Genomic DNA, 17618 nt, shown 5'->3' on the forward strand with positions numbered 1-17618 from the left:
TCTCTAGCGCTCAAAGCGGCGGGAAGACGGGAAAACAGGATACGAAAGCGGCCGAATCATTCGACATCAAACTCCAGCAACTCCGGCTTGAAGTGCGCGATAGCACTCTTGAATGCCTTGCGCTGCAGCCGCTCTGCAATCGGCAAGCCCAGGAATGCATTGTACAGCCGGCGAGAGTTGTAGCCGGCAAAGGTGCGCGCGGTGAGATCGGTCTCGGCAATTGCCAACGCACCCCAGCCACTCATGCGGTGCTCCCAATAGAACACATCGTTGACATCCACTCCGTGGAGATTGGAGAAGTCGGAGCTGTCGATAAAGTGCTGGAAGCTGGCACGAACAAACGACGAACCCTGCATAACATCGTAGGCACGGGAAAAGGCATCCGCCGTAGGGGATTGAATCTCATGCGAGCGCCCCTGATAGAAGCCACGCAGGATTTCGCCACCAAAACCGCGGGAATAACTCAGGGACTCCCCGGGGAACCGCCCCCGGAAATGTGACATAAGCTGCGCGTTGGAAAACGCACTGTTCAGCCGCGCAAACCCGGTATTCTGGCGGATTATCTGGATCGGTGCGGTAAAGTACTCGGGGTTCAAGCGGGTGAAATCAACCTTGAGCGTTTCGTGCTCCAGCCCCAATGACGAAGCAAGGTCCCGCGCCAGAGCGATATCGGTTGCACTGCCACCGTTCTGGTCCCCCCGATACAGGGTAAATGTATGCATCGGCATCTTTTTGGCCGCCAGAGCAGCCAGCAGCGTGCGGCTATCCAGCCCACCGGTAAGGCCGAACAATTCGCGGTCGTACCGGCTGCGAATATAGTCACCGTAACCATCCAGATATTGGATCAGCTCGCCATCAGGTGTATTGGAGCCCACGCAGCCCTCGCGCGGCCAGTAGCGCTGGGCGCGGTTGCGGAAAATGTTCAGCCGATGGTTGGCCGGGCAATAAAAAATATTCTCGTAAACCGTTCGGCAGCCCGGGAGGTACTTTACATCGCGTTTGCGGTAGGCCTCGCTGATGGTGAAGGACATCACATTGAAGTCCACAGGCTCAGCCGTCACTTCGGCCATCAATCCCGCATGGGAAGCAATTACGCCGGGGAGCTGCGCGTTGTAGTACACCGAACGGGATGAGAAGGCATCGTGATATACAAACCATTCCCGGCCGTGCCGGGCAAGGACAACAAACCGTCCGGAGAGCGCATCCAGCCGATCAAGAAACAAAGGCTCATTGGCTGAGAGTTCACACAGGGAATCGGCAATTGCCTGCGCATCAAACTCTTTGGAAAAAGGATCGAACACCTCACCAATGATCGCCAGCTGGCAGCCAGAGGACTCTGCACACACCAGCGAGGTATCCGGATGGTGCGCCACCACCCAGTCGGACCAGGCGCGTGCCGGCCAGCCATTGATGGTCTTGAGCCGCCCGAGATTGGGCTCCGCGGTGCCATTGATACAAGCAACGAACCCGTATTTGTAGAGATCCGATGACACATCCGCGCCGCTAAAAAAAGCCTCATTATCATCGGGTGAATACAGGGGCACCGGATCCACTTCAAAGCGCGTGTCTACGGGCGAAACCGGCTTGCGCACCCGCCCCTGCATCCAATCAAACATTAAACCACCTGATCAAAAGCGGGGACATCGTCCCCACCATTACTGAAATACACTTTCAGCGCTCCCTGCTGCTCGAAAGTTGATCCATCGCGATTATGTACTTGCTCGAGGCCATCCACCTGCACCACCTGGCTGGGGGGATGCGCCCACAACGCCTCGTCCAGCATCACGACCAGTGGCGCCGTAATCGCAAGGCCAACATGGGCGAACCCGATGCCATGCTGCTGACAAAGCGCGAAAACCTCGTCGGCAATAGTGGCGCCATGCCAGCCGTTATAGTCCGGCCAGTGGAACAGGCAAATCCGCTGCCCACCTGTGACGCGGGACGCAATCGCGCTGAGAGTGTAATCAAGCTTTTCGCCACTTACTGCGAAGTCTGCCACTAAAACGCAATCAAATTCCCGGGGTGTACCGCGGCAAATGCCCAGGGGAATCGGGAATGGACGCGCATCATCCTCCGGCATTACCGGCTTGTTGTCGTTCTGGCGGTGCCACCAGCGCGCGGCCTCACGATAAATTCGGCGCAGACCATAATGGATGGTTTTGACGTGAGTGGCCTTGGTACGGGTAAGCGTTGTATCGTCCGACAGTGCAAAAGACAGCGGCGTACCCGGTAACACATGCACGATGGCCTGGTGGCCGTAGTGGTGCTCCAGCCGCCACAGGAATTCAGTATCCGCGGCAACATTCACACTGTCCCACAGGCCGATAACGTCCAGCGCAGAGCGGCGCACGAGGGCGGAGGAATGGTTCTTTTCTATAAAGGTTTCATTCAACAGCCAGGGCCCCACAAACGTGAGGTCATCCAGCACTCGCACCCAGCTGCTGAACGAAGCGACTTTGCTCTCATCCTTCAGCAGCGGCTGCAACTGGCGCTCAAGCTTCTGCGGGTGAGACCAGTCATCACTATCGTGAACCGTGACAAATCTACCGCGGGCCGCCTTCATACCGTTGTTGCGCGTAGGGTAAGCCCCCATATTGACGTCATTCAGCATGTAGCGGACGCGGGGATCCCGCTCCGCGTAGTCACGCGCCACATCCGCCGTATTGTCGGTACTGCCATCGTCCACAACGATGACCTCCAGAGACCGAAGAGACTGCTCCAGCAAACCGTCCAGAGCAATCTGCAACGTCTCGCCAGCGTTGAATACGGGAATGACCACGCTGACCAGCGGATGCTCCGCCAGCGCCGCCCGGCCTTCAGCAGTGTACTGCTCACCGGAACTCAGGTTATCCAGAGCCAGAGGTGTCGAATCGCACTTGCGCACAACATCCGCGAGCCCAGCGCGGTAGAAAATTTCATTGATAGATGCGAGCCGCTTGGCGTCGTCACCGCGCCAGGCGTTCGCTTGCAGGTAAGGCAGAGTCGCGCCGAGGCGCTGGGCATTTTGCGGATCAGAGAGTAGAGAGTGGAGCGCCCCGTACTCACCGAGCACTGAATAGCACTTACCAAGTCCAACCAGGGCCCTGCGCGAAGCGCCATCGGGAGAATGCGCAATGGACTGGCTCACACGCCCTTGCGCGGCCTCCACGTCGCCGTGCGCAAAAAGCCAGGCTGCAAGGTTCCAGGAAGCGCGACCGTCAAACAGTTGATCGGCCCGTCGCTCAAGTGCAGCCCAGGCAACGTGCATAAAGCCATTCCAGAGCCTGCTGTTGTAACCAGCTGTGGTCTGGGGAGTATGACGCTCCTCGACAGCTTGCGCCCCATGCTTTGGAAGCCGCCCCTCATCCTTACCGTGGCGAATATAGTGCAGAAGCGGGTTAACACCACTAGCTCTTACATCGGGATTAGTATCCAGATACCAGTCAGAATCGAAGCTTGCGCTCGGATCCAGCCCAACTCGTCCCCCTATCCTTAGATAATGCCCTATTGGATCCGTCTCCAAATCCATTCCTTGGTCACTGATAGAGCATTTTTGACTTGAATAAAACTTATAATCGAATAAACCGCTGTCAACAATCTCCTGAACTTCCGCCCGCCCCTCGCAAGAAGCTTTAGCGCGACCCAAAACGCCAAATAAATTACGCCAGGATAATCGACGACGATGACTACTCAACAGCTTTAGCTGCTGGGCTTGCTGGGTGAGCTTCAAATTTTGCGCTTCGATGATCTCCAACGCTTCATCGAGAGAGCCCGGACTGCCGATTCTTGTCATGTCTCAGTAAACTCAAGATTCGATAAAATCGTAATATTCCTGAGGAACACCACAAAAAATAACACTCTCGGAGGGTACGACACTGTACTTAACACACCGGCCCTGAGAAATTGCCAAATTATACATTGGCGCAATATAAAGCTCTTGCAACTGCGCATCGGAACCAAAGCCTTCTTGAAACAGTTCAAAGTAGCGCATGTAGGATGCTATAGAGCGCCAATAATACAACCCTGTACAGCAAAACTCAGAAAGCTCTTGCTTTTCACCAGTGAGGGCGACTGTTTGGCTATCCTTATTTTCCGGGACAACATTACTCCAATTTTTTCCGGATCCAACAAACGTTTCTAAATATCCTTCCACACCATCATCTAAAAAATCAGGGAATCGAAACCCCGGACGAAAAGTATCTATATTAAAAATCGTCAGGGACTCATCACTATTAAAAGAGCTCGCCTTAAGCCCCTGATACACAGTATCAGCCTGACCTTTTGTAGGTGAATCCAATATCACAACCTCAAAATTATCGAGCCCCAGCTTTTGGCATTTCTCGGCAACGAAATCCTTGATACCTGGCTGATCCAACGTAACAAAGAGAAACGCCTGAGAGTTGAAATAGTATGAAAACCCCTTGACGCTATGCTCAAACAACGTCTCGCCTTTTGCTTCCAGCATATATTTCGGTTTATCGAACCCAGCCTTGGCGAAACGACTGGAAAGGCCAGCCATAGGAAAAACAATCATGTTAACTAACCCGATTACGTATCTGAATTTCTAGCTTCCGGTACAAACGAAGCGCATTCGCCAGCATCGCTTTCTGACGATCAGGTCTGTCATAATGCAGAGGCAACATTGAGAGGAATAGATGCACGTTAATCGCAAGGATCTCAACCTCATCAAATCGTCCAGAAGAAAAAAATTCATTTCTAAAGTATTTTTCTATATCAATCAATTCACACTGTGTGGAAAAATCTATCTTCCAAACACCGAGATCCCGATCGACATTGAGCGAGTATCTTCCGGCGACAATAAAGTCGTAAAGGCCGACGACAGAATGATAGAATTTTGAAACATCGTACCTGGAGTCTCCAAAAATGGAAAAATTCCCATCGTAATCGATCCCTCGTGGATCAATAACCTTAATCGCTTGGGTGCGGCTATCGAACAAAAGGTTGCTAAAGCAAAAATCCCCATGAGATATGACCACATGTGAATCATTCGCCTCTGATATAAGTTCAGCAGATCGCTCAGCCATTTGCCTAAGGGAAACACCAGACTCGCCCACCTCTGCGCGGAACTCCTGATCTATCGAAATATTGGATGAATCGCAAAACTGCCTCAATCGCTCAAGGGTCTTTGTCAGATATAGCTTATTAAGGGATTCAAGATTAGGGGCATCGGGACGGTAGTTTGAAAAATCGTCTAGTATCGTTCTTGCCGCCCTGAAAATAGATATCCACGACCGGCCACCCAGGGCGCCAAATACAAACAGATCATTCAGCGGCATCCAGTATTGATACTCAAGACTGTAGCCGTCATCATCAGAAACTCCATGCGATGGGCTAAGCAAATTGGGACAATGAATACGCAAACGTGAAGGCAGGTACTCAAACCAATTCTTCTCTGCAAGGATTTTTTTATTATTACTACTCTTCTTTACTACCGATCTCGAGCAAATACTAAGCTCATTAAATGCACGCTCCGTAGTTAACTTACTTCTTGCTCTAAAGTAGCTGTTAATGTGTCCAAAATCCAACCACTCACCTTCGCAAGATATAGTCATTTCGCAATTCGATGAGTAATATTTCAGAGCCTCTGTAAAATTTCCGGAGTTCTCGATAATACCTTTCATTAAGACATGGGGGGAAGAAAAGGAGAAATACCCGGAAAGTACATCTTCTGATTCACCTGCCCAGACATCACTGAGAATAGGAACACCTTCAACGTAACTAAAAGTCGCGCGCTGGTAGAAACCCGAATTTTTATGCACAGAAAGGGCGTCACCTGTAGGGTAGGCCAAATCACGAAACAAAGTATCCCCATGAAGAACAGCAAGAGACTTGTATTGCTTCCCAGTCAGATTCCAACAGTACAGTATCGATTCACCGAGTGAAATACCTTCTGGTACGCGAAGAATAGAGATGCCCGCGCTTTCCAGCCAAGCCTCATCCACAGGATCGATCTTGAAAGAGCTTGGCAACGACAGGTATTTATCACCCTCCAAGCTGGAAATAGATTCAATCTGGTACGAATATAGTCGGCGATTACCAACGGGGAGAAAAGCTGGAGGCAACCGACCAACCTCTGATGCGAAGTCCTGATCAATATAGGAACCTGAAGTGATCAGTATCATCACACTAACTCCACGGCATCTTTCTCTTTGGCCAGGAGCTCTGAAACCTCTTCTCTCGACATATTGAAAAACTCTGATGGTCGAATCGCCCGATCATCCACATAAAAACCCTCATGCCCGCACCAAGGTTTTCCCACATAGATTTCATCAAAGGGGATATCGTGCTCCTTGAGCCAATCGACAATTATGGGAAGAGTGTTAGCCGCTATCTTCCCCACGTTACCCTGATATGTCCGTACGTTTCGACTTGTATTAATGACGATATCGAACCCAAGCGCCTTGTACTCTTTAATTCGACTAACCACACCCTCTACCGGTCTAGCGTTCCGATAGTCCCCGTCAGTGGTTACTGAAATCGTATGGTCCAAATCGATAATCAATCTTTTCACAAAAACCTACCTTCAATCGAAACGCGAACATGGAAGCCTATAACCAAATTTATTGGCTATATAAGATCGAGCACTCTCTGAGAATTCCCTGGGAATCCGCTTGATTGCATATTTATCTTTTCCCACACTACAATCATCTATAAAAACATCAATCTCTGAACGATCCCACTCCAACGATCTATCCCAAGGTAAATAAGTCACTGTATTACCCAGAACGAACCCTGGAGCATTCCTAGAGACTATTTTAATAGCCAATTGGTACCAAACCTCCTCGGTCGGGTATAAGGGGGGATCGGAACTTAAGCTACAGTATTCGTCCAATTCACCAACAGCATGAAACACGTCATCGACAAATTTTTCGCTAAAAAATGCGCCTTCATGACACCCTTTCATTACACCATCTGTGCGGATATCAAACTCCTCTCCCAAAGCTAAAGCCCCAAAGGACTCCAGCGACCTATGCCGTAAAATTGATTCCCGCCAAAAACCAGCTACCTTCCCTTTTCCTATCCCGGCATCAAATCGCTTGATATAGTCTTCCACACCATACCGAACAAACAGAGAGTTACTTGCCTCAAGCATAAAGTAATCAAATCCTACTCCACTATCTCTAAGCGCCCTTAAATTACTCCCATGAGCCTTATGCAAGCTAAAGGAATCCTTCCCCGTAGAAAATCTATCTGCGGTTATATGTATTCTCGATGCCACATCCGGTCGCAAATTCCCCACCCAAAAGATCAGCTCTTGATACACTGATTCGCTATCTTTATTAACATGCATAACGATAAGAGGATCTGCCAAAAAATTTAAAATATTAAGGCATTGATCGATTATCACCGCAGGCTCTTCATGCGCTGTAATACTAACTGCAACTCTCATAAAACCAACCTAAAAATGTCGGATACATCGCCAAAATGCAGCGACGGCACATCTTAAAATCTAAAAACGCTCTTTTTCAAAACGACCGAGTCTTTCATTTAAAAACCGACAACTCACTTCACTAAGACAATTCTAAAATTTGGAAACTTCGAATACATACTTTCTCGATGAATCATCACCTAGATCTTTGGGGATATAACGAAAATCACGAACCCCTTGACGACTTAAATACTCATTCACCACGCGAAAATGGTTTTCCTTTTGCTCGCCAAGCTGTTTTATCGAAGTGTTATCTCCATGCAAAACGCGGTTGTAGCAAATCTTATTGACATGCTTAAACGGGCCAACCTCGGAGAGCTTGAGGTACATATCGTAGTCGACCGCATTTACGATTTTCTCATCAAAACCTTCCGTCAAATTCCAGGCTCTCGCGGTAAACATACGGAAATGATGGCAAATCATCGCCGTGGTCAATTTTTCTCGGGAATATTGAGGCCAGTTATACCCATTGGAAATCAACTTGCCTTCGGCATCCACGTTCCTATTCGTGGTATACACACAAGCGAGCTTCTTGTCCGCAAAGAACTCACGCAAGCATACTTCAACCGCATCGGGCTCGAGATAATCATCGGAATCCAACTGTCCGATATAAAAACCACGGGTCAACTTAACCGCAGTATTCGACGCCGCGCCAATACCACCATTTTCTCTGGACACGAACCGTACACGCGGGTGACCGCTGTATAGAGATCGCAGCAACTCTCCAGTGCCGTCGGTCGAACCGTCATCACAGATGCACACTTCGAGATCTGATACGGTCTGATTCAACGCACTGTTGACACAGCGCTCAATTGTTTCCTTGCAGTTGTACGCTGGAATATAAATTGATACCAGAGGTACCTTTTTCATGACCGATTGCTTCAGGTCTTCTATCTTGCGATAGAAATAAGGCACCTTCTGCTGAACTATCTTAATTGTGATCTGCTTACCTGCTGCACGATCGGTTTCGTTTTCTTTTCCAGGCGGCTCTTGGTGGTAAGCCATACCACCATCCACAGCGCGGAAGTAACAGCCAGCACGGTACAGGCGATAGCCGAACTCGTTGTCTTCTCCTCCCCAGTGGGTAAACTCCTCATCAAACCAGCCGGCTTTATCCAGCCATTTTCGTGCAAACGCGACATTGCCACCGCTAAAATAGCGAAACGGGGAATCGCACAGGCGAAGATTGTCGGTCTTAGCGAAATGCTCCAGGCGCCAGTCCACTGAAACGGTATCTTTGACCGTATTGCCGACGGTGCTATTGGTTCTCACCTCCGGCAGCGAGGCTAGTAAATCAGGATTTTTTTCGATGTCATCCGCAGTCAGCTCTTCGGTGTCGATATACTTCCTGGGGCCAATCAAAGCCACGTCGTCATTGGAGAGCAACAGCTCCATGTATGACTGGACCCAAATTCTGCCAGGCGCCATGTCGCAATCAAGAATGGAAACATAGTCATATTTCGCAGTCCGAAGACCAAGATTTCGCACTGCACAGAGCTGATAGCCATAATCACGTTGGCGAACGAGCTTTATATCCAGCCGGTCTTCGTATTTACGAACAACCTTGGCAAGATCCTCCTTGCTACCGTCATCGGCCACTATCACTTCGTATGGAAAATCTGTAATCTGGGCTGCCAGGCAAGACAACGTGATGTCAAGTATTCGGGACCGATTGAACGTCGGAACCACAATACTCAAGCCCACATTTTCTGCTCCTTTGGACTCCCGGACAGTTACTCTCTCGTCTGCCCAGGAAAAGTCATTTGTCCCCTCCGGCAGTGGGGCCAGCGTCAATCCCTTCGGCCAGTCTGAAGGGATCGGATTAACGGCTTTATCCCCAAGGTCTTCGGATTTCCGCTTTTTCTGCTGCTCGCAAAACTTATGAATCGATGAAACTTCCGTTTCATCCAACACAATTTCACCGGCGTTATGCAGCATCAATTTCGTTACCGGATCCAATACTGCAGCAGCAACACCTTGGTCACTATTGGCCGCAATCGCTTTCTCACATAGCTCGATATTGAACTTTACAACACAGTCTCCATAGACCTTAGAAGCTTTTTTATACAACCCCAAGGCTTCTCCAAATTTTCCTTTGGAAAAAAGATCGTTTGCAGTTTTTATAAGTCTCATACAATTACACTTAAAACAAAGTCAGGTTTTATAAATTAATTGATTTTTAGTAGGGCGGCGCCCTTCTCGAAGGGTAGGCGCTGGAATGAATATGGAATCTCGCGCTTATCCAGGAGCGCCTTCCACTTTTCAACAATCTCATGCTCTTCAGGACGATCATAGTCATCAAGGATCACGAATATTTCGTGTCCTGCCATATAATCCAGCAACACAGGAAGCGCTGGATAACGCGCATTATCACAAGTTGCTCCTGGGGGACCGTCTATAAGCACCACCACCTTTTGCTTAATACCTTTATCAAGCGCTGCCATCTCGAAAAGCTTTTGAGAACAGTCGTAAAAGATATAGCTCTCCGAATCCACGGTCTGCTCAACCAATGGCGCGTGAACCAGATCCACAAACGCTTGCACGCCATGACTTGCCAAAATATCAGCGGTCTTCTTCAAATAGTCGTCATGATGTTCAAAAGTTATTACTTTTGGGGAGCATTCTTTCTGATTTTCGCCTGCGCCACGATTCCGACTATCCGCTAGCGCCTTCATCGCCTTGGCAAATAGGACGGTGGAAGTTCCACTCCCGAACTCAAGCACCAAGTCGGGGCGTTCTGTACTTACCACTTCCACCAAGTACTGTGCAACGTCACTACTGATCGGCCAACCGTGGAAATTCAGCGCTGGCTCACCGGTCTGGAAGAAGTCCTGAATGCCGATAAAAGCTTCAATTTGCTTTACGCTATTCGCAACAGACCTCTGAATCGCACTCTCAATGGAATGCTTGAAAGCTTTAGCATCTTGCCTCTGCGCATCCAGGCTCTCACTAAACAATCTGGTTATTTTGCATTCCAAATCTTTACGCTCAGTTCTTTCCTGCTCGATTTGCGCTTTTAGCTGAATAATCAAATTTTTCAGCTCTTCATTACCGTCTTTAACTTCCATTCTCATGCTTTCCGTATTGATATTATCAAGAGGTGAGTCATAGCGTGATTACCCTCAAGCAGCCTGTTACCTAGGACATGGTCTAGCGAAATCAATCACATCGAACTAAGCTTCCGCCCCTCGGACTTTCCTGCGATCAGATAGTGCAATAGAGGGTTGATCTTTTCTTGCGCAACGTCCGGGTAGGTATTCAGGTACCATTCCGTCGAAAAATGCGGACTTGGATCTCTTCGGTCTTCCGCGCCATAGAGGAAATAGTGCAATGCGGGGTCAATTCCACTTTCCGCAACGTCCTTGTTTTTTTCCAGGTACCAGACTTCATCAAAAAGTGAACATGACTTTATTAATGACAATTCTTTCGAATATAGATCCACTTTCTGAGATCTCTTTAATAGAGCCTTCCCCAGAATATTGAAAGAACGGGATCGCTCCCCCTGAGAATCAGGTTTAACTTCAGTCACAGCACGAAGCTCCTCGATCTCCACCTCAAGGGCCTGAGCTCTTTCCACGGCCTCTCTCTTTCTCTGACTGAGTTTCTGCAGCTTTTTGTTTTTAGACCTTATCTTCTCTTCCTGGTCCTCGATGGTCTTAGCCTGCTCCTGTGACTTAAGGAAGCAAGACTCGAATTGCTCCTGCACCCCATGTAGCTGAGTGAGCAATCTTTCGTTCATACTGGCAACAGTAGTGGCATCCTTTTCCGCCCGAGCCTTCTGCTCCATCAAGAGTTTGATAGCAGACAGCGGGCCATCCTGAGCATCACAAACGGAAGCACTAGCACCTAGCTCTCGCGTGAGATAGTCGACAATCTCGTTATAGACGGGACGAACTTCATTCAATTCAGATACTGCGGAATCCAACTTCTCTTTCAATGAAGCATTGGCAGCTTCACTCTCTGCAATTCTTTTATACTTCTCGCCCGACTCTATATAAAGTTCTTCCAGACGCTCTTGAACATCGTGAAGCTGAGCTATCAACAGGTCTCGCTCTTTCTCGATTTCTTTCTTCTTCACTTCAATTTCCTGCTTATTTCCCCAAAGACCAAATTAAAAATTTGCGCCCCAAATCCAACACGGACAGAGCCTTGCCTTAAATAAAATTCCCTAGTCGGTACCGAAAATATCTCGGGTATAGACTTTATCTTGCACATCATAAATTTCGGAGGTAAGTCGGTTTGCAAGGATCACATCACATTCTGTCTTGAACGCTCCAAGGTCTTTAATAACCCGTGAATGATAAAATTCATCTTCCTCCAGCACCGGCTCATATACGACAACTTCGATTCCTTTCGCCTTGATCCGCTTCATCACGCCCTGCATGGCGCTAGCGCGGAAGTTGTCCGAACCGGACTTCATGATCAGGCGGTAAACACCCACCACTTTGGGGTTGCGTTTGATCACGCTTTCGGCAACAAAGTCCTTGCGAGTGGTATTCGCTTCCACAATGGCCTGAATCAGGTTATTGGGCACATCTTCATAGTTTGCCAGCAGCTGTTTTGTGTCCTTCGGCAGACAGTAGCCACCGTAACCGAAGGACGGGTTGTGGTAGTGCTGGCCAATGCGCGGATCCAGGCCTACGCCGTCAATGATCTGACGCGTGTTCAGGCCGTGGGTTTCCGCGTAGGTATCCAGCTCGTTGAAGTAGGCAACGCGCATGGCCAGATAGGTGTTGGAGAACAGCTTGATCGCCTCGGCTTCGGTGCTGTCGGTAAACAGCACTGGTACATCCTGCTCCATTGCGCCCTGCTTCAGCAGTTCAGCGAAGGTTTCTGCACGGGCGGACTGCTCTCCGACGACGATGCGGGACGGGTGCAGGTTGTCGTACAGTGCGCGCCCTTCGCGCAGGAACTCCGGTGAGAACAGGATGTTTTCTGTGCGGAACGCTTCGCGTACTTTCTTTGTGTAGCCCACCGGTACAGTGGACTTGATTACCATGACCGCACCCGGGTTTATCGCCATTACATCGTCGATCACGGCTTCGACGCTGCTGGTATTGAAGTAGTTGCTATCCGGGTCGTAATCCGTCGGCGTTGCGATGATGACGAAGTCAGCACCCGCGTAGGCTATTTTCTTGTCTAGGGTCGCACGAAAATTGAGTGCGTCATTCTGCAGAAAGCACTCGATCTCGGTGTCTTCAATGGGGGACTGCTTCTGGTTAATCCGCTCGACTTTGGATTCGTCGATATCCAGTGCAACCACTTCATTGTGCTGCGCGAGAAGTAAAGCGTTTGACAGGCCTACATAGCCCGTTCCTGCAACTGCAATTTTCATTTTAACTGTGTACTTTCTTGCTTTAAATTAATTTCAATAACGTTGTTACGACTGCGACTCACCGGTTCCGTGATGGAGATCGCCTTTTTAACGAGACGGGTCGCGTAGAATCCTTCATCGTGACCAGCATCTGACTTCGAGTTTTGCGGTTTTGAAAAGGTGGATACCGGAGCACGACTTTGCGCCCCGGCAGCTGGCTGTCACCTACCGGCCATTAGAATGACAGTACGGCCGCAGTCCCCACGGCTATACGGTAAAGAATCTCGGTGATGTCTTTGGTCACCTGCAGCTCTCCCGCCTGGATCTTGGGCATAATCATTATTTCATCACCCGCGCGCAGCGTGCCGCGTAAACGGTTGTTGAACTTTCGCTCTTTGATGCGGCTGATGGTGCCGTCCAGATGCAGGACGACCAGCTCTTCAGTGTCCGCGTTATTAGAGAAGCCACCGGCCATCTCTATGTAGTCTTCGAGGGTGTTCGCCTCGTCAAATACCAGTGACGTCGGGAAGACCACTTCGCCTACCACGGAAACCGTCGACGCTCTCAGTGGCACCACCAGTTCATCGCCATCTTCGAGAAGCATTTCGCCAGCGCGATCATTATTCGCGAGCACCACCTGACCGCGAGGCTGCGCCTTGCGGGCTTTACTGATGAACTTCTGAATCATGGCCGCACTGTCTTTCAGGGAAGACTTGTCGGACGAGGTAACCGGTTGGCGGGTGAGCGCCTCCATTTCCAGCGCGTCAAGGGAACGGTTCAGGGCAACCTTCTGCTGCTCGGCCACACTCTTCCGGTACAGCTGGATCGCGAACGGGTCCGCATTGTCGCGGTAGCGGATGCGGTCGATCAGGTCGGCAAGCGTTGCGCCGTATGGCAGTACATAGGCTGCGGGGCCTTCCACTTCGCCTTTTACCCGTACGGAGATGGAGCTGATGTCGCTGTCGCTGACCAGTTCAATATGTGCCCCCGGGTACAGGGTGGCCTGCACTGCCTGATCCAGTGGCAGGTAGCTGGCCTGCTGCTGATCATCAATAATCTGGGTAATGCGGGCGTAGTTGGCGCGCGGCTTGGGTTTTGCCACCATGAGCATTTCACTCAGGCTGGTGGACTGGCCAAGAAATTCTATTTGCGCACTCTGCTGCACATCACCCTCAATCGTGATGTGCCCCTGACGCGCGCCGACCACAATGGAATCGCCGTTGCGCAACTGCAATGCGGGCATCTTGCCCGTCACCAGGAACTGGTACAGATCGACGCGCTGCAGCATTTCTCCCTGGCGCAGAACCCGGATATCAATGTAGCTACCGCTTTCACGCTCGATACCGCCGGCGCTGTCCAGGTAGTACAGCACCGAGTCCGAGGAATAGCCGTTATAGAGTCCCGGGCGCACCACGTTGCCGGTAACAAACACCTTGACCGGCTGGCTGGCCTCCAGGTTGGCATAGGCACTGACGTTGCTCTTGAATACGCGCTTTACGTGGCGCAGTACAAATTCGTTGAGTGCGCCGTTCTCCACGCCCGCCACATGCACCGGCCCGACTTCGGGGATGAAGATATTCCCCTGTGGGTCCACCGGCAGGCTCGCACTGAAGCTGTAGGCACCCCAAAGCTGCAGGTTGATCTTGTCACCAATGGTGATGCGGTAGCTCGGATTGAAGCCGCTGAATGGTTGATCGCGGAAGGCACCCTGGAACAGGGACTCACCAAATACCGGGATCCCACCGTCGCTGCGACGCTGCGGACCCGGTAAGGCCGGAGATGTTTCGCCGGCAATGCCCGCGGCGGCAAGCCGCTGTTCGGTGAGTTTATCGATCTGCTGTGTTTCCAGCGCCTGTACCTGCAACCCAAGGCACAGCATGCTCAAGGCGCTGACGCGATAAAGCCAGTTGATCATTTTTCTCGATGTTTTTCTGTTCATGCAAATACGGGAACTCAAAAGTGAACTGCAGGTTATCCGGTGGCTGCGGTATCAGATCCGGTGATCTTTGATACTCGCGATCATCATGCGAATAACGCCATAGATCAGTAGCAGCACGACTGCCAGGCTGATCAGGTTGTATATTTTCCTTGGGAACCTGGCTTCTTCCGCCATGGACGGGCGGGATACCACTATCAGGTGCTTTAATCGGCTGGATGCCTCCATACGCGCAGTTTCCAGTGCTTTCAGCGCTGCCTGATACGCGTCCATGGCAAACTGGAGGTCCAGCTGCAGGTTCTGGAAGTTGGCACTCAAACTGTTGAGACGCACCCCTGTGTGGTCACCGGAAACACCGACGATACGCGCTTTTTCCTGCTCGATTTGATTTTCCAGGGCGGCAATTTCTGTCTCGATCGAGACGATTTGCGAAGAGCCCGCATTGAGGTAGGTTTTCGAGGCCGAGAGCTTGGCTTTCTGTTCAGACAGGCGGGCCTCCAGCCCCTGGATAATACTGCTGATACCGCGGGTCAATTCTTCCGGGCTGACCACCTCATTTTGATTCTGGAAGTCCAATATTTCCTGCTTGGCCGCGCGCAACTTTTCCTGTGCTCGATCCAGCTCGGTACGCACGAAGTTCACCTGCTTTTCGGCAAGCTCGTTGCTGACTGCATTGACAAAATCTTCGGATTTTCTGGTGATGGTCTGGATCAGTTTGCGGGCAAATTCCGGCTCGAAGGCCTGGACTTCTATACTGACAATGCCCGTGACCTCATCGAAGGAGACTCCGATGTGTTCGCGGTAGTAATCCAGGTAGTCCTCACGGGAAGCGTCCGTCTCCAGGCGCGAGAAATAATCGTACCGATCGCTTTTATAGTAGGAGGCAAGCTCCAGCTCTTCATCCAGGTAAAGCGCCATATCCAGCGACTGGATATAGTTCACCACCAAGTGCGCGTCCTGACTACTTCCGGAAATGCCCGGCATCAGCATGCCGAGGGTGCCATCAACGCTCTGTTCCGCGCCATTTTCCTTTACGATCAGTTGTGTGGTACTGACGTAACGCTCAGATACCCAAAACATGTAGTAGGCCGTCATCAGCAGGAGAGGCAATACCACCACCAGGCCGACGCCAGCCACTGTGCTCATGCGGCCAACTCTGTCCGCAAGCTGGTAGCTTCGGGTTTTCAAACGGACACCGACATTTTTTACGGCTTTCAACACTGGGGGGTTACCACTTTTTACCGGCAAGTTTGATGCTTTCTGTTCACTGTTCATTAGGCTTATTGAATCACTGCTTGTGCACGCGCACTGGCTTTTGGCGCGGGCACGTTGTTCTGGTAAATATCAATTGCTGCCTGGACGGTATCGTGCAGCTGCATTCCTTCCGGCCCCAGGTAGATACCCACATCGCAGTTTTCCCGCAGTGTGGACATACTGTGGGCAACGATGATGAAGTTTGCGGTTTTACGCTTCTCGGCAATCACTTCCCGGCACTTGTGCTTGAAGTGGGCATCGCCTACGGACATCACTTCATCCACCAGATACCAGTCAAAATCGACAGCAATACTCAGGCCAAAGGCGAGGCGCGAACGCATACCAGAGGAGTAGGATTTGACCGGCGCATCGAAATAATTGCCGATCTCGGCAAACTCCTGAACCCGGTCCAGTACACGTCGACGTCCGCTGCCCCAGATACCGTGGAGGCCGCAAATAAACGCGGCGTTTTCACGGCCGGTCATGCTGCCCTGGAAGCCGCCCGACAAGCCCATCGGCCAGGAAATGCGCTGATCGGTAATGACGCGACCGTGGTCGGGATAATCGATCCCCCCCATAATCCGCAGCAAGGTGGACTTGCCGGCGCCATTGCGCCCGAGAATGCCGATATTCTTGCCTTCGGGAAACACGGCATTGACACCCCGGAACAGCGTTTTTCGCCCATGCGGGGTGCGGTAGGATTTGGTGAGGTTGCGCAGCTCAATCATCGGCTACGCACCAGGTCTCGCCACTGGCCACGGTACACCAGCAACCCAAAGGCCAGCGTTACCAGGGCGCTCATCGCCAGGTACTGCAAATCGGCGAACTTGCCGTGGTAGTCCGCATAGAGCCCGCTGCGCGTCAGCTCGATCATGTGCAGCACAGGGTTCCAGGACAGATAGGGGTGGAACTTCTCCGGCAGCTGCTCCAGAGAGAAGAAGACCCCCGAGAGGAAGTACATCGGGCGCTGGATGACAGGGGCAAACTTGGCCGCCTCTGGGTAGCGCTCGCCGACCACACACAGTGTCAGCGCCAGCCCCAGGCCAAAGCCAAGAATTGCCAGGTTCGCGACCACCAACAGGAGGAAGCTGTTAAAGGGCGCGGAAATACCAAACCAGCGGAAGCCAAACCAGAATATGGCAAGGCTGCCGATATAGATGGTGAACTCGAGTAGCACTCGGGAAATGACCGCATCAAACGGGCGCAATTGCCGGTAATTGAACAACCCGCGGTTGGCCGAGACCGCCGCCAGACCTTTGGAAAAGCAGTGACTGAAAAACAGGAATGGGGCGATTCCGGCCAGCATGAACAGTGCTGTCGGGATACCCGGATAGAATTCACGGCCGATAAGACTGAATATGGCCACCAGAACGAGCATGTGCATGGCTGCTTCGAGCAACACCCACGCATAACCGAGACGCCACTTGCCAAAGCGGGTCTTCATCTCGCGGATCAGGAGTGCGCGGATCACGTCACGCTGGATCTGCCAGGGGCTGCGGTGGATGTTTGGATGCATGTTGAGCGTTCGGATTCTTATTACTACTGACGTGCCGCCGATATACCCCAAGGCAGCCCCCCTAATTGGGGAAAATTTCTGTCAAGAGATCCTTCTCGACCACCCATCCACCTAAAATGTGACAGGGTTCCGTGCAACAAGCGCGGAATTGTACAAGAACAGGCGTCTA

At 51.1% G+C, this 17618-nt stretch carries 14 protein-coding genes; all 14 read right to left on the reverse strand.

Features of this window, described 5'->3' with window-relative positions:
- Nucleotides 1–56: 56 nt before the first annotated feature.
- The 14 genes from GTQ55_RS13790 to GTQ55_RS13855 all read right to left on the reverse strand — a co-directional run bounded on the left by GTQ55_RS13790 (nucleotide 57) and on the right by GTQ55_RS13855 (nucleotide 17449).
- Nucleotides 57–1616 (reverse strand): asparagine synthase-related protein, encoded by a 1560-nt coding sequence (locus GTQ55_RS13790; RefSeq protein WP_161859262.1) that lies wholly within the window; start codon nucleotides 1614–1616, stop codon nucleotides 57–59.
- Nucleotides 1616–3247 (reverse strand): glycosyltransferase family 2 protein, encoded by a 1632-nt coding sequence (locus GTQ55_RS13795; protein ID WP_161859263.1) that lies wholly within the window; start codon nucleotides 3245–3247, stop codon nucleotides 1616–1618. Before GTQ55_RS13795 ends, GTQ55_RS13790 begins: the two co-directional genes overlap by 1 nt.
- Nucleotides 3248–3784: 537 nt before the next feature.
- The gene (locus tag GTQ55_RS13800; protein ID WP_161859264.1) at nucleotides 3785–4513 is read right to left on the reverse strand and encodes a glycosyltransferase family protein; all 729 of its coding nucleotides are present in this window, start codon (nucleotides 4511–4513) and stop codon (nucleotides 3785–3787) included.
- Nucleotide 4514: 1 nt separating this feature from the next.
- The gene (locus GTQ55_RS13805) at nucleotides 4515–6125 is read right to left on the reverse strand and encodes an aminoglycoside phosphotransferase family protein (RefSeq protein ID WP_161859265.1); all 1611 of its coding nucleotides are present in this window, start codon (nucleotides 6123–6125) and stop codon (nucleotides 4515–4517) included.
- Nucleotides 6122–6511 carry an HAD family hydrolase gene (locus GTQ55_RS13810; protein WP_161859266.1) on the reverse strand — a complete coding sequence of 130 codons (390 nt, stop codon included), beginning with the start codon at nucleotides 6509–6511 and terminating at the stop codon, nucleotides 6122–6124. The genes GTQ55_RS13805 and GTQ55_RS13810 overlap by 4 nt, the downstream gene beginning before the upstream one ends.
- 12 nt (nucleotides 6512–6523) lie before the next feature.
- A complete protein-coding gene (locus GTQ55_RS13815) occupies nucleotides 6524–7390 on the reverse strand; it encodes a hypothetical protein (protein ID WP_161859267.1) in 867 nt (288 codons plus the stop codon).
- Between the two features lie 132 nt (nucleotides 7391–7522).
- On the reverse strand, nucleotides 7523–9562 hold the full coding sequence (locus tag GTQ55_RS13820) for a glycosyltransferase family 2 protein (RefSeq protein WP_161859268.1): 2040 nt from the start codon (nucleotides 9560–9562) through the stop codon (nucleotides 7523–7525).
- A gap of 35 nt (nucleotides 9563–9597) precedes the next feature.
- A complete protein-coding gene (locus GTQ55_RS13825; protein WP_161859269.1) occupies nucleotides 9598–10497 on the reverse strand; it encodes an O-methyltransferase in 900 nt (299 codons plus the stop codon).
- Between the two features lie 95 nt (nucleotides 10498–10592).
- Nucleotides 10593–11507, reverse strand: a complete 915-nt coding sequence (locus GTQ55_RS13830) for a coiled-coil domain-containing protein (RefSeq protein WP_161859270.1) — start codon at nucleotides 11505–11507, stop codon at nucleotides 10593–10595.
- 90 nt (nucleotides 11508–11597) lie between these two features.
- On the reverse strand, nucleotides 11598–12764 hold the full coding sequence (locus tag GTQ55_RS13835; RefSeq protein ID WP_161859271.1) for a nucleotide sugar dehydrogenase: 1167 nt from the start codon (nucleotides 12762–12764) through the stop codon (nucleotides 11598–11600).
- A gap of 214 nt (nucleotides 12765–12978) precedes the next feature.
- Nucleotides 12979–14658: a polysaccharide biosynthesis/export family protein gene (locus GTQ55_RS13840; RefSeq protein ID WP_161859272.1), complete on the reverse strand. Its 1680-nt coding sequence runs from the start codon at nucleotides 14656–14658 to the stop codon at nucleotides 12979–12981.
- A gap of 75 nt (nucleotides 14659–14733) precedes the next feature.
- Nucleotides 14734–15825: a KpsE/RkpR family capsule polysaccharide export protein gene (locus GTQ55_RS13845; RefSeq protein WP_161859273.1), complete on the reverse strand. Its 1092-nt coding sequence runs from the start codon at nucleotides 15823–15825 to the stop codon at nucleotides 14734–14736.
- Nucleotides 15826–15959: 134 nt separating this feature from the next.
- Nucleotides 15960–16661 (reverse strand): ABC transporter ATP-binding protein, encoded by a 702-nt coding sequence (locus GTQ55_RS13850; protein ID WP_161859274.1) that lies wholly within the window; start codon nucleotides 16659–16661, stop codon nucleotides 15960–15962.
- The gene (locus tag GTQ55_RS13855; protein WP_161859275.1) at nucleotides 16658–17449 is read right to left on the reverse strand and encodes an ABC transporter permease; all 792 of its coding nucleotides are present in this window, start codon (nucleotides 17447–17449) and stop codon (nucleotides 16658–16660) included. Before GTQ55_RS13855 ends, GTQ55_RS13850 begins: the two co-directional genes overlap by 4 nt.
- Nucleotides 17450–17618: the final 169 nt, after the last annotated feature.

The sequence above is a fragment of the Microbulbifer hydrolyticus genome (assembly GCF_009931115.1).
GTDB classification, from domain to species: domain Bacteria; phylum Pseudomonadota; class Gammaproteobacteria; order Pseudomonadales; family Cellvibrionaceae; genus Microbulbifer; species Microbulbifer hydrolyticus.

Excerpts from the sequence above, each read along its gene's own strand:
- GTQ55_RS13825 (WP_161859269.1), bottom strand. The coding sequence starts at position 10,497 with ATGGAAGTTAAAGACGGTAATGAAGAGCTGAAAAATTTGATTATTCAG.
- GTQ55_RS13835 (WP_161859271.1), bottom strand. The coding sequence starts at position 12,764 with ATGAAAATTGCAGTTGCAGGAACGGGCTATGTAGGCCTGTCAAACGCT.
- GTQ55_RS13820 (WP_161859268.1), bottom strand. The coding sequence starts at position 9,562 with ATGAGACTTATAAAAACTGCAAACGATCTTTTTTCCAAAGGAAAATTT.
- GTQ55_RS13845 (WP_161859273.1), bottom strand. The coding sequence starts at position 15,825 with ATGAGCACAGTGGCTGGCGTCGGCCTGGTGGTGGTATTGCCTCTCCTG.
- GTQ55_RS13795 (WP_161859263.1), bottom strand. The coding sequence starts at position 3,247 with ATGCACGTTGCCTGGGCTGCACTTGAGCGACGGGCCGATCAACTGTTT.
- GTQ55_RS13840 (WP_161859272.1), bottom strand. The coding sequence starts at position 14,658 with ATGATCAACTGGCTTTATCGCGTCAGCGCCTTGAGCATGCTGTGCCTT.
- GTQ55_RS13800 (WP_161859264.1), bottom strand. The coding sequence starts at position 4,513 with ATGATTGTTTTTCCTATGGCTGGCCTTTCCAGTCGTTTCGCCAAGGCT.
- GTQ55_RS13790 (WP_161859262.1), bottom strand. The coding sequence starts at position 1,616 with ATGTTTGATTGGATGCAGGGGCGGGTGCGCAAGCCGGTTTCGCCCGTA.
- GTQ55_RS13855 (WP_161859275.1), bottom strand. The coding sequence starts at position 17,449 with ATGCATCCAAACATCCACCGCAGCCCCTGGCAGATCCAGCGTGACGTG.
- GTQ55_RS13815 (WP_161859267.1), bottom strand. The coding sequence starts at position 7,390 with ATGAGAGTTGCAGTTAGTATTACAGCGCATGAAGAGCCTGCGGTGATA.
- GTQ55_RS13850 (WP_161859274.1), bottom strand. The coding sequence starts at position 16,661 with ATGATTGAGCTGCGCAACCTCACCAAATCCTACCGCACCCCGCATGGG.